We start from the raw sequence: 12783 nt of genomic DNA on the forward strand, positions 1-12783 counted from the left end.
ACCGGGCAGCCGAGATCGCAACGCCCACGTTCATACCGCACCCCCACGGGCAAATCGGGGAGCCGCGCCGCACCGACGCAGCGCGCCGGTGAACCGGCGAATCCCGTGCGCGGGCGGCATCGTGTTCGACGACGCCGCGAGGCTGCTGCTGATCCGCCGCGGCCGACCGCCCGCCGAGAGGCTGTGGTCGGTGCCCGGCGGCAAGTGCGAGGGCGGTGAATCCCCCGCCGACGCGTGCGCGCGTGAAGTTGCCGAAGAGACCGGCCTGCAGGTCGACGTCGTCCGCGTTGCCGGCCGCGTCGAACGTCCGGCACCGGGCGGCGACGTCTTCGTCATCGACGACTTCGTGTGCCGCGTCGTGGGCGGCGCGTTGCAGGCCGGCGACGACGCGTCCGAGGCGCGGTGGGTCGACCTCGCGGACCTGACGGCGCTGCCGCTGACTCCGCTGCTGTTCGAGACGCTGCGGTCGTGGGACCTGCTGCCCGCGTGAACTGCTCCGGCGTGAGCTGCGCTGGCGTGAGCTGCTCCGGCGTGCTGCTGCGCGGCCCGTTCAGCCGCGCGGGATCGGCTCCGGGCGGCCCGGCTGCTCGCCGCCGCGCGCGTCGATGTACTCCTGCGTCGGGACCATCACCTTGCGCCGGAAGATGCACACGATCGTGCCGTCCTGGTTGTAGCCGATCGTCTCGACGTACACGACGCCGCGGTCGCTCTTGGATTTCGACGGAGTCTTGTCCAGCACCGTCGTCTCGCCGTAGATCGTGTCGCCGTGGAAGGTCGGCGCGACGTGCCGCAGCGACTCGACCTCCAGGTTCGCGATCGCCTTGCCGCTGATGTCCGGCACCGACATGCCAAGAAGCAGCGAGTAGATGTAGTTGCCGACCACGACGTTCTTGCCGAAGTCGGTGGTCTTCTGCGCGTAGTTGGTGTCCAGGTGCAGCGGGTGGTGGTTCATGGTGAGCAGGCAGAACAGGTGGTCGTCGTACTCGGTGACCGTCTTGCCCGGCCAGTGCTTGTAGACCGCCCCGACCTCGAACTCCTCGTAGAACCGACCGAACTGCACGCTGTCTCCTCACCGAGCTTCGCGCGGGCGACGTGCGGCGCGAGAACAGCGCCGGACGGCACGTCGGCGCGCCGCACGCCATCTTGCCAAGCCGCCGCGCGCGGCGGGTGCCAATGTGGCCGACGCCAAAGGCGGTTGTGCTGCCTGGCGATCAGCCCGCGGTTCCCTCGGCGGTCAGCCCGCGGTGCACTCGGCGGTCAGCCCAGCGTGACACCGGTGCGGGCGAGGTCGAGCAGGTCGGTGCCCGCCTCGGCCCACCGTGCCTGCAAGGCGTCGCTACCGCGCACCCGGCACCAGGCCAGCTCCGCAGAGGTCGCGGGCACGACCTGCAGCACCTCGACACCCAACACGCTGTGCACCGGTGAGTCGGTGACGAGCACGCCGGTGCACGCGGACGCCGCGGTCAACGGTTCGCCGAGGTCGACGCTCATGCCCGCGCGGTAGACGACGCCCTCGACGGCGGGCGTGGCGGCGAGCAGCGCAAGCCGTCGCCACACGTCGGCGAAGGCGTCGGTCGGGTCGCGCAGATGCAGCAGCAGCTCCGCGCGCGGACCGTCCGCGGCCACCACCTCCTCCGCGGCGCCGGTCATCGGGTGCCGGGACATGCCCAGCGAGACGTAGGCGCGCTCGCCGGGGATCGGCTCGAAGCGCAGCACGTCTATCGGGTCGACCCCGACGAAGGACACCGACGCGCGTACCGGCCGCTGGCCGAAGTGGTCGGCGAGGTGGTCCGCGACGGACGTGAGCAGGTCATCGGCCACCTCGCCACGCTATTCCACCGCCTCCGCGGCGCGCGTCGTCGGCGAGCATCAGTGGAACGACGCGGCGATGGCCTGTTCGGTGTCGGCGTAGCTGCTCCCGGCCCGCACCATCAACGCCGCGATGCCGTCGAGGGCGTCGCACATGCCGCGGGCGTGTTGGTCGAAGTTGTCTGAGTTTCTGGCTCATCACACGGTGTGGTGCTCAGCGCAGTACATGTCACATGAACACTCACACGAACACACAGCCCCAAGCGTTGCTGTACGCACGTATCTCCGTCACCGATCAGCGCACGCCGAAGGTCGCCAATCAGCTTTCAGACCTTCGCGCCCTAGCTACGCGCGAGGGCTACGCAAACGCTTGCGAGTACCGAGACGACGGCATCGCGGCGAGCAAACCTGACCTTCGCGACGACTTCAACCGGCTCATGGCTGACCTGCCGAAGCACCCCGGCGCAGTCATCCTTGCGACCGAAGAGGCCCGCTTGGCACGCAATATGCAGGAAAAGCTCGCGCTACAGGTGCTCTGTGCTGAGCACGGCATCACGTGGCACACAGTCCGAGACGGCAAGGTCAATCCGTCCGAGGCAGCGGGCGAGTTCATGGCGCTCATTCGCGGCGCTGTGGATACCCTGGAAAGCAAGCGCAAAGGCGAGCGCCAGCGCGCCCGTGCCGCTCATGACCGCGCACAGGGTCTGCCGTACAGGAACAGCCCGCGACCCTTTGGCCGCGAGGATGACCACGTAACCGAGCGCCGCGCCGAGGCCGACCTAATACGCCTGGCCCGAGACATGCTGTTGCGCGACGGCAAATCACTATTTGCCGTGATGACGGCGTGGCAGAAGGCAGGCAGCACCACGCCGAAGGGCAACGCGTGGACGGCCGCAAGCGTGCGCCACGCCATGCGCAAATGGTCGAATGCCGCCGTACCCACCTACGGCGACGAGCCGCTACCCGACGTGCAGGCGCATCCATCCTGGACACCAATCATCAGCCGCGACGACGCCGAAGAAATCCGCGCGCTGTTGGCTTTGCGCTCTCGCCCCGGTACCGGCGTGACCACGCTGTGCGGAGGCATCATCCGTTGCCGTTGTGGCGCGCCGATGGTGGGCGGCGGCTGGCAGGGCCGTAACAGCGGACGGCGCATCTACCGATGCAGCTTCTACACAGATAACAAGATCAACCTTACGAACAGCAAGGGCCAGCACTCGACCGTGGCACGGCACCTTGCCGACCATGCGGCACGCGAGGCCGTCATCACCACCTACCTGTTCAGGCCGAGCGCGTCGAATGCCGCGTCAGGCGAGGCGGCACGTTTGGCCGACATGCAAACCGAGCTGACGGACGTGCAAGCCAAGATCGGCAACCTTCTCGACCTGCACCTAGAGGGCGAACTGAGCAAGGCGATCTTTCAGAGCAGAAAAGCGCCACTCGCAACCAGAGAAGCCGAGCTAGCGGAGCGCATCTCTCAGATGGCCGCTGCCAGCGCCAACGCCCGAATGCTGACCAAGACGCGCCGTGCACTCTTCTCACGGCGCACGCTGCCGCTGAGCGCCGCCGCGGAGGTCAAGCGCGAGCTGGGCGACATATTCGACGGCATGGGCTTGGAAGATCAGCGCGCACTACTGGCCGCAACCGCTCACGTAGTGGTGGGCGCGGGCCAGGGCATGAGCCGTTTCACCGTCACGGGTGAAGGTCTGCCAACCGAGGACGACGACAGTTATTCAAATGCACAAGAAGGCTAATTGCATTACACAAATGCTTTCGTCTCGGAATGGCCGGGTGCAGCGAACAATGGTAGACAAATGGGCGGCCATAATGTAGGGTCGACCCTACTCACTTACCGAACGGAGGCGAGCAACTACTAAACTATAGGAACCAAACATGAACCGCGAAAATATCAAGAGTATCTGTGACGCTATGCAAGCGGGCCACTACAAGCTAGGCGTCCTGGAGAAGTTTTTTGAGGCCGACCCCGACGACCAGACGCGCGATGAGATTCACGCCATTGACGTAATGGCGCGCATGCGACGCGACCATTTGGCATTTGACGACGCGTTCCGTGCCCACCTAGACGCACTGGCGGAAGAGTTAGCCGCGTCGCTCATGTCGTCGTTCCGCACCATTGCACGGGCCAAATAAGCGGCAAGCCGATATCTAATACGTAATCATTTGAGTTCGTCGCAACAAGGCCCGCAGGATTCTTCTATTCAAATCCGCCTGCGGGCTTTGTTGTCTGCCGATATCTCATATGTAATGTCGGGGGCTAGAGCGCATCCCGTTACGAACACTAGCCCGGTAACGCGGTTCGAAAGCCTAGCGTTACCGGGCTTTGTGTTGGGCGCAGTATATGTCTATGACAGCAAGTGCAGACGGTTTCAGCAGATAATTACGGCGGCCACCAGAATTATCTCGACAAAAATAGACCGTTCGGACTAGCTGCCGATGTAAAGAGCGAAGACTACTTTGAGCGTTGTCTTTCAAGCGTCGTGTATGACTGCGAGTACGCCCCGTTTGATGTTTCAGGAATCGCAGGCTTGAAATATTGAACGGGGCGTTCTCTATTTCTATGGTCACCACGGCCTAACCGTGGGGCGAGCTAGCCACTCGCTAAACCTGCGTCTGAGGCAGCAACATTTATCTGCTCTCAGACCGGCTCAGTACAGCAGAGAGTCGAGCGTCCAACGTGCAACATAAGGAGCCTGTACGAACGGACCCCAGCCAGAGGGAATCGGATTCAGTTCCGGGTGAATATCTGGTGAGGCGCTCACATACGACGCTCTAGCGGCGGCTATAGAAAACCGCAGTGGCAATCCCGGAACGGGACAGTGATGACGTGTTGTCGCAGTGATTGTTTTATCTATTGATAGGCATAGCTGTGATAACACACGGACACAGAACATGAACTAGGACCGTTCCACCTACAACCACTACTCACATAACGGACATTGAAGATGAAAAATGATGACATAGCCCATGCGCAAGCCATGAACCTTATTGCACTGGCCTGCGAGCAAGACACCAACGCCTACATTTCGCAGCTTAAATCTATCGACAACGCGCATGCCGTAGTGAATGAGCTATGCCGCATGGTGGTAGTTGCCGTGCCCTACGAACGGCACAATGATTTAGCGGAAGAGATGCGTAACGCCATAGGCCGATTAGCTTAGTAGACAGGCATATGACTTCCTATCAAAACAGCCGCACATGCGGGCACGTTTTATCTTCACGTCGTATGCCTGTCTTTATCTATTGAAAGACAAGTATGAGTAACACATTCTGTATTGAGCCTGACTGCGGCGAACCGAGCACAGGCACCCGCTGTGCCGAGCACACACGCACACGAGCACAGGCGGTACGCCATAGGTCATACGAGCGTGAGCGTCCCTACAACCGCAGACAGTGGCGCAGGCTCAGCGTCAGAGCGCGAGAGCAACAGCCGTGGTGCTCGGACTGCGGTAGTGGCAGTGACCTAACGGCCGACCACAGCCCTGCCGCATGGCAGGCATACGAGGCAACCCACACAGTGCCGATGAATCTCATTGGGGTTGTGTGCAGAGGATGCAATAGCAAGAGAGGCAGAGCACGTGGAGCCAACGTCACCAGAGCCAGCTAGCAAGGTCTGCACGCTGTGCGGAGATGTGAAGCCGTCAACTGAGTTCTACGCCGGACGCGTGGACTGCAAGGAATGCAAGCGGGCGATGTCACGTAGGAACTACCACCGTGACCCGCCGCCGCGCATCGCACAAACCACCGCCTATCACGCGGTTGACCACGATTACTGGTTGAGGTACTGGAACGCGTACAACGCGCGCAGGGTCAGCTAAGCGGAGGGAAGCGCTGCCGCAAAACGGAGATGGACATTTCGGACGTTAACTCTGAGTGACCATTCCGCAGAAATGGCGACCGTGGGGCGGGGTGACCGTCCGCGTTTAGGGCGACAGGCTCGTGCCCTGCTTCAAAGCCGAACTAACTCGTTTTTCGCAGAATAACTTGCGTCACGCTAGTTCGACCCATTTTGGAGCTATTCCCGGTCTATCTGGCATCTAATTGGTGACTAACTGTGTCCGGCTAACCGGAGGTCTCGACGGTAATTACCGGAGGCTTTGAGTTGTAAACCCCGCAATGCGCGAGACCTACCCACCATTATATCGCCATCCGCGCCGATTTCCTACCTAGAGAGCAGATCGATCTAGTTAGGGCAAGGCATGGCGAAGACAGGACCAAAGGCGGAAGTCACTTCCGAGCCTTTGACGTTGCGCAAACGACGTGTCCGCAGCAAATCATTCGAGGATTTCTGCCGCAAGTATTTATCTCTGAAAAGTGCACCGGGCAAGCCCTTCAAGCCGGTTGGCTTTCAGCTAGACATTGTGTCGCAGATTTTCGACTGCGGCGACGTATTCCTAGCTGGCGTGCAGATTGGACGTAAGAACGGAAAGACCGCGCTCATGGCGGCGATTGCGTTGTGGGATATGTTCGTCGCTGGCCCGTACGGCGCAAACGTCGTGTGCTGCGCCGTGAATGAGGCACAAGCCATGCTGCTATTCAAAGACGCGGCATGGATGGTCGAGAATTCACCAGAGCTGGCCGCACGTGCGTTGATCTACAAAGATCACATAGAGGTTCCCGGCCGCGCGGCCACATTGCGTGCTTTGCCCGCTGAGGCTCGCGGACTGGAAGGGTTGCTCTACAGCACAGCGATACTTGATGAGGCGGGAGACGCCAGCCTAGATACCTTCGAGACGCTGCTAGACGCACAGGGTGCGCTGGACCGCTCGCGCCTCATCCTCATAGGTACACCGTCCGGGCGTGATGACACTCCGCTACACCGGGTGCGCGACATTGTGCGTACCGAGGCCAGAGCCTCGCACGTGTTCATTGAGTACAGCGCCGACGCGTTCCGTTCTCACGATTGGGACTGTGACCACTGCCTGACGCTGGCGAACCCCGCCGTAGGGGCAGGGTTTCTCAAGATCAAAGCTCTGGACGCAACCAAGCCGCCCGCCACGTCGATAACACGTTATCGCCAGCGCAGATTAGGGCAGTGGATTGCCGGAACGGGCGAAAGCTGGCTTGACGCGAGCCAATGGGATGCATGCGACGACGGGCGCACGATTGAGCCAGGCGCAAACGTGGTTGTCTCGATTGATGGTTCGAGGGTTTCGGATAGCACCGCATTAGTGATGGCCTCAATTGAGGAAAAGCCCGTCATTGAACTTGTGCAGCTATGGCAACCGCACTTGCAAGATGACGATTACCGCGTGCCGGTTGCTGACGTTGAGGCGCGGATTCGTGCGCTGTCCGATATTTACTGTGTCAGGGAAATTACCGGAGACCCGGCGCAGGGTTGGTCTCGCACGTTTTCCATTCTGGCGGATGAGGGTTTCACCGTTGCTGAGTTTCCCAACTCATCGCAACGCATGATGCCCGCCATTGCGGCATTCAAGTTTGCAGTTCTCGAAGGCGAGCTTAGCCACAACGGCGACCCGCAGCTAGCGCAGCACATTACTAACGCAGTGATGCGTGAGCGTGAGCGCGGTTACTTGATTTACAAGCCGGCCTCTAATTCTGCAAAGAAAATTGATGCGACGATATCGAGCGTGATGGCCCACGCGAGAGCGCGTCATCACTGGCGCAGGCCAAAGGCAGGACAACTACGAGTTTTGAAGATGAGAAAGTGATGTTTGAGTGGGAAACAGCCGCACCGGCAGACAAGGTGAGCTATCTCGGCTTGCAGCTACAGGCTCAGTCAAATGCGCTTGCACAGCTAGAGCTCTACTACGAGGGACGCCAACCTACTGCGTTCGTGAGCTTAGATATTGCAACGCAGCTACAGAATCGCTTGGTCTCGCTCAATGTCAATTATTGCCGTTTACTCGTAGAAAATCTCGTGCAACGCATAACGCTGAATGGGTTCAAGCTGGACGGGGCCATGAGCACCGACGCTTCCGTGTGGGACGTGTGGACGCGCAACCGCATGCAATCAGAGTTCGATTGGGCGCTACGTGACTTTCTGGCACTAGGCCGAACCTACATTCTAGTTTGGAAAGACAAGCAGGGCCGCGTGTCGCTGTCTGTTGAGTCACCTAAGCAAGTGACGGCCTACCGCAACCCTGTTACGCGCGAGGTCGAAGGCGCGCTTAAGCAATGGGCCACCTTCAATGACGTGACCAATCAACAGCACGCATGGTCTGTGCTCTACCTGCCCGATGAGGTCATTACCTTCACGAGCGCAAGTCCTGCCGCCGTGAATTCGATACCTAACACGGGGTGGCGCGTCACTGACCGTCAACCTAACCCGTTAGGTGTCGTGCCCATGGTCGAGATTGCCAATAAGACCAACGTACTTGACTGGACCGGCACCAGTGAGTTTGAGCCAATCATGGGCCTACAAGACGCACTCAATAAGACGTTACTCGATTCCATGGTTGCCTCAGAGTTCGCAAGCTTTGCTAGGCGCTGGGCTACCGGCCTAGCAGTGCCCGATGACGAGGACGGCAATCCTGCCGAGCTATTCGGTATGTCATGGAACGAAATTTGGACGAGTGAAGATGCCGAAACAAAGTTCGGCGCTTTCCCGTCGCAGAGCTTGACCGGCTTTGATACTCAGTCAAACCTCCTGACCCGCCATATAAGTGCTATTAGCGGGCTCCCAGAATTCTTGACAGGAACAGGTTTATCAAATCCTCAATCCATTGACGCTATCAATGCCTCTGAATTGACGATTACTGCGAAGGCCCAGCAAAAGCTAGACCTACTAACGCCAGCGCTTGCCGAGGTCGGCGCGCTGGTGGTTGCCATCGGTGACAATCGCCGTGCAGTAAATACCGCGAAGGTCGCGCCTGTGTTTGCAGACTTGCAAAATCGCAGTGACACAGCCAAGACAGACCAATTCGTCAAGTTGACGAGCGTGGGCATGAGTCCGCGCGTTGCAGCCCGCATGTGCCTTGGTTGGTCCGAGTCCGACGCTGCCCAGCTACCCGACACCCCGATAACTACGAATGGAAATCAAGATGAGCGAACCAACGCAGCAGCCTAACGAGGGCGAGCACGCAGAAGAGGCCGTAGAAGCTTCTGAGCAGGCCGTACAGACACCAGAGGCCGACGAGAGCACAGAGACTCCCGACGTAGAAGCACAGTTAGCAGAGGCCACCACACGCGGTGACGCGTTGGCAGAGCTTCTACTTACGCGCAGTATCGAGCAGGGTGCGGGGGACGTGTTGCAGGACGTGACCGACCTACCGCGCACCGATGACCTACTAGGCGAGGACGGCACGCCGGACCTAACCAAAATTCGTGCAGCCGCGCAAGCTCTGTCTGAGACCAAGCCTCATCTAGCCAAGGCCAAATACGGCGACGTAGGCCAGGGCGCGAAGCACACCGCCAACGTCCCTACGTGGTCCGACATTATGTGTGAGGCGTTGGGCTAATGGCTAGGGTAAACATTCACATTGCCACGCAGGGAATGCGTGCAATGGAAAACGATTTTGGCCTGCTAGCGTCACCCGCGCCGATTGATGACGCCAAGGCGCGTATGAGCACGCTTGCAGAGCTTGCGGCCACGAGCGCACAGTCAGTCATCCCGGTTGACGACGGAGACTATCGCCGTCCTGCCGGAACGTTGCGTGATAGTGCGCGCTGGTCAATCTCAAATGAGACGGCCGATTACTGGGAGTTTTCATTCACGGTCGGTACTAACGATGACGCCGCACCTTATGCCAAATGGGTTTTGTATAAAGGATTGGCCGCTGGTAGGGGTGACTATCTCGAACCACTCGATGCAATGGAAAGCCGCATCGAAGAGGCCATGAATCAAGCGTTCGATGATGTGTTCGGTACAGGTGAGTAATGAGCGAGCAAGCACCTGCACTATTGGTCGCGGCGCGTGCGAAGTATCTGGCGGCCAACGAATTTACGCAAGTGAGCGCATCCGTAGGCAGCGGTCCCGCCCCTGTAAGCGCGTGGGTATTCGTAAATACCGACCCTCGCACGGGCCTTCCTGCCGCGTACGGGCTAGGTAGAGCCGCAATTGTGTTCTATCTACGTGGCGGCTCGTGGCACACGAACGGCTCCAGCGCTCAGTTTCCAAAGCTGGCCGTCACGGTGTTTGCACAGGGCGACCCGGCCACGCGTGACGGCGAGTACCAAGCCCGCACCGTAGCTCAGTCAGTCATTGCGTGTTTCGATGACTACTCAAACTCGCACGCTCCGAATTGGTCGCCAAGCGTGTACGTCGTGCACAGTCGATGGACCGGCGAACTGAGCGTGTATGAGGCTGAGGGCATCGAAGGTATGTACCGCGCCGAACTGTCTTTCGAGATAGAGACGGCCTAAACGCCGATCTACTAGGTAGGCAATGAAGTTTTGCCTACCCTCGTTTTACATGCTCGAACGGCTTTCGAGGGGTTAATTATCTCTTGAAAGACGTAGAAACATGGCAGGACTCGGCGTTACCAATCAGAACGGCCTAACACCACAAGCAGCAGCACTTTCAGTAGAAAATGTGCAGCGCTTCCTAGTGCAGCCGTTGACCGACGCATCCATCTACCTATCCAGCGGCGTAAACATCATCGACAGTGCGTCACCTGTGCGCATTCCCACTGCGCCAGACCCATCAACAAATCTGGGCTACGTAGCCGAGGGTGGAGTAATTCCTGAGGTAGCGCCTCAGTTTGGCAAGTTAAATTTACTGCCAAGCACCCTGGAATCAACCAAGGTCATTGCCCCATTCTCAAATGAGCTATACCGACAGAGTGTCGTAGACATCAATAATGAACTACAGAGTTACCTAGTTAGTTCGGTAGCCGCCACGGTAGACAACAATCTGATTAGCGGCAACGGCGACGGTGTTACGACCGTCAAGGGCTTACTAAACTTCCCGAACACGCAAACGCTAGCCGTGGGCGGCCACCTTACCGTTGATAACGTCTATGACGCTATTAGTCTTGCACTAAAGGCATTCGTCAATGAGGGCGACCTACAGCTATGGGTGACGCCAGACGTACTGACCCAGCTACGCAAGCTCAAGGATGCTGCCGGTAATTATTTGCTACAGGCCAACCCAACTGCCCGCACGCCGTACAGCGTGGCCGGTGTGCCGGTAGTCGTAACGCAGCGTCTACCTACGAGCACAGGCCAGACGCCAAGCACCACTGCGGTGCTGTGGGCGCCCAAATACACCTATGTTGTGCGCGATGCTTCACCTACGGTCACGTTCCTGACCGAGGCCTACGCCAAGACCGATGAATTCGCCATTCGCGTAACTAGCCGCTACGACACCGCCTGCGCCAAGCCGCAGAGCATCGTGCAGCTAACGGGCATCACCACGAGCTAACCCATGGTTGCGCTTACCCCCAACGTGTCGGGCCGCGACGTGGCCGCACTCATCGGGCGTGACGATGACGCACGATTTGTTGCCGGTGTGGGTGACCTGGCAGCAACCGCCGCACGCTCTGCCGCATCCAGTTACACGCGTGGCGTCGGTTTCGAAGATGAGGACCAAATCCCGGTGTCGCTAGTACACGTCATCACGAACCGCGCCATTCGCATAGCTGGCAACGCGCAGCAGCTTCTATCCGAGACCCGCGACGGCGTAACCATGAACTACGGCCTTGCTAGTCAAGGCTGGACTTTGGACGAACGCCGCGCCCTAGATGAGTATCGCCGTAAGACTGCGAGCCTGTAAGTGTTCAATCTGACTGACACCGTGACCGTGCTCGGCAAGCGCACCACCAGTGCCGAGCCGGACACAGGTAACCCCGTGCTCGAAGACACGGCAGAGATGGTGAACCAACCGTGCGCGTTCGCGGTGCTGAGTGCGCAAGATCATTTACAGCAATGGGGCGACGGCGCGACGCCAACGGACACAGACGCCGTGACGGCGAGCTTGCGCCTGCCAACGTGGGCACCGGCTCTTGACGGCTCAGACACGCACACAATCACGGTGAACGGCTACGCGGGCACCTGGCGTGTGTTGAGCATGCGTCCCGGTGCTCAGTGGTCTACTTATCTTTTACAGTTGACCTAACGGAAAATCGCAATTGGAGTAAGCCAGATTCCAGGGCCGACGATTGTCGCGTCATTGGCCGACAATTCCATGCCGAAAGCCGATCCCGAGTCGCTAAAGTGTGCAACCGCATCCTTCATGGTAGTCATTTCTAGTGGCGTGGGCGCACTGCCTTTTATCAGACGCAAGGTCGGATACTCTTCCGCTGGCTGAATTACTCGGTCTACTTGGGCAACCACGCGGTAAATTCCGCCCAATCGGCCGTAATCGCCAATAATCCATTCTGATTGGCATGCCATGCCCACAACCGGCCCCGGCTCTCCCTCTGGCTTGGCCAGAATGACCGTCTCAGATTCGGCACTGTCGCCCAGCAGCATGCGAATATTGCGCTCAGCTTCCTTCAATTCTTTGAGTGCATCCCCCTTGACAGAAAAAATATTCCCCTGTGTTTTCGCCTGTTCAGCAAACCAAAGGAACGCCCGCAGCAACGTCGTCAGCGGGGCTACCTCTAGCGTGCATTTCAATTCAACTGTGTCACCCGGCTCGACTTTGTCGATTGCATCCGAGCCCCAGCCATTGAATGACCCAATGGCCTTCTGTCCGACGAGGTTTTGATACCAAATCTCGAAGACGGAGAAGCGGGTGCGCTTGCGCACAAGTTCCTGCTCCAACTCCGATGTAGTCTTTTTTCCGCCTTCGAGCTTGACCGTAGAAATTCCGGCCGAGCCTCCAATACCGCCTTCAGATAGCGAATTGACCTTCTGCACCACTTCGTCGATCTTCCCTGCTTCGACGGCCGACAGGGAGTTTATTACCGTCTCGTCGTCCAAATAGAAGAATCCACGGTGCACCCTGTTTGCTGGGTTTACGTAGACTTCCGTGACTTCATCTTTCGCCATGTACATCCTCCCGTCGGCGAACCCCAATGGTTCGCTCATACGTTCGAGTGTCCGGCGTCA

The 12783-nt window shown here is 59.1% G+C and carries 13 protein-coding genes; 10 read left to right on the plus strand and 3 right to left on the minus strand.

From position 1 onward, the window contains the following. The first annotated feature begins 88 nt into the window (after positions 1-88). On the plus strand, positions 89-490 hold the full coding sequence (locus tag ACFFCN_RS08405) for an NUDIX hydrolase (protein ID WP_375490693.1): 402 nt from the start codon (positions 89-91) through the stop codon (positions 488-490). A gap of 60 nt (positions 491-550) precedes the next feature. Here the strand turns inward: ACFFCN_RS08405 and ACFFCN_RS08410 are convergent, their stop codons facing one another. After that, complete coding sequence (locus tag ACFFCN_RS08410; protein WP_375490694.1) at positions 551-1060, minus strand: MaoC family dehydratase; 510 nt, start codon at positions 1058-1060, stop codon at positions 551-553. A gap of 197 nt (positions 1061-1257) precedes the next feature. Beyond that, positions 1258-1821 (minus strand): suppressor of fused domain protein, encoded by a 564-nt coding sequence (locus ACFFCN_RS08415; RefSeq protein ID WP_375490695.1) that lies wholly within the window; start codon positions 1819-1821, stop codon positions 1258-1260. Between the two features lie 221 nt (positions 1822-2042). Here ACFFCN_RS08415 and ACFFCN_RS08420 point away from each other — a divergent pair, with 221 nt between their 5' ends. The 9 genes from ACFFCN_RS08420 (at position 2043) to ACFFCN_RS08460 (ending at position 11845) form a co-directional block, all read left to right on the plus strand. Continuing rightward, positions 2043-3563, plus strand: a complete 1521-nt coding sequence (locus tag ACFFCN_RS08420) for a recombinase family protein (RefSeq protein ID WP_375490696.1) — start codon at positions 2043-2045, stop codon at positions 3561-3563. A 139-nt stretch (positions 3564-3702) separates the two neighbouring features. Then, positions 3703-3960: a hypothetical protein gene (locus tag ACFFCN_RS08425; protein WP_375490697.1), complete on the plus strand. Its 258-nt coding sequence runs from the start codon at positions 3703-3705 to the stop codon at positions 3958-3960. Positions 3961-4772: 812 nt separating this feature from the next. Then, entirely contained in the window at positions 4773-4988 is a 216-nt protein-coding gene (locus ACFFCN_RS08430) for a hypothetical protein (protein ID WP_375490698.1), read from the plus strand. 1038 nt (positions 4989-6026) lie between these two features. Next, entirely contained in the window at positions 6027-7499 is a 1473-nt protein-coding gene (locus tag ACFFCN_RS08435) for a terminase TerL endonuclease subunit (protein ID WP_375490699.1), read from the plus strand. Continuing rightward, positions 7499-8857: a phage portal protein gene (locus ACFFCN_RS08440; RefSeq protein WP_375490723.1), complete on the plus strand. Its 1359-nt coding sequence runs from the start codon at positions 7499-7501 to the stop codon at positions 8855-8857. The genes ACFFCN_RS08435 and ACFFCN_RS08440 overlap by 1 nt, the downstream gene beginning before the upstream one ends. A gap of 390 nt (positions 8858-9247) precedes the next feature. Continuing rightward, positions 9248-9667: a hypothetical protein gene (locus tag ACFFCN_RS08445; RefSeq protein ID WP_375490700.1), complete on the plus strand. Its 420-nt coding sequence runs from the start codon at positions 9248-9250 to the stop codon at positions 9665-9667. Between the two features lie 585 nt (positions 9668-10252). Further along, positions 10253-11152 carry a phage major capsid protein gene (locus ACFFCN_RS08450; RefSeq protein ID WP_375490701.1) on the plus strand — a complete coding sequence of 300 codons (900 nt, stop codon included), beginning with the start codon at positions 10253-10255 and terminating at the stop codon, positions 11150-11152. Positions 11153-11191: 39 nt separating this feature from the next. After that, positions 11192-11503, plus strand: coding sequence for a hypothetical protein (locus tag ACFFCN_RS08455; protein WP_375490702.1), 312 nt, complete (start codon positions 11192-11194; stop codon positions 11501-11503). Continuing rightward, positions 11504-11845 (plus strand): hypothetical protein, encoded by a 342-nt coding sequence (locus ACFFCN_RS08460; protein ID WP_375490703.1) that lies wholly within the window; start codon positions 11504-11506, stop codon positions 11843-11845. Here the strand turns inward: ACFFCN_RS08460 and ACFFCN_RS08465 are convergent. Further along, positions 11842-12762: a hypothetical protein gene (locus tag ACFFCN_RS08465; protein WP_375490704.1), complete on the minus strand. Its 921-nt coding sequence runs from the start codon at positions 12760-12762 to the stop codon at positions 11842-11844. The two genes, ACFFCN_RS08460 and ACFFCN_RS08465, sit on opposite strands and share 4 nt — an antisense overlap. Positions 12763-12783: the final 21 nt, after the last annotated feature.

It is taken from the genome of uncultured Jatrophihabitans sp. (assembly GCF_964246335.1).
Taxonomy (GTDB): Bacteria; Actinomycetota; Actinomycetes; order Mycobacteriales; family Jatrophihabitantaceae; genus Jatrophihabitans.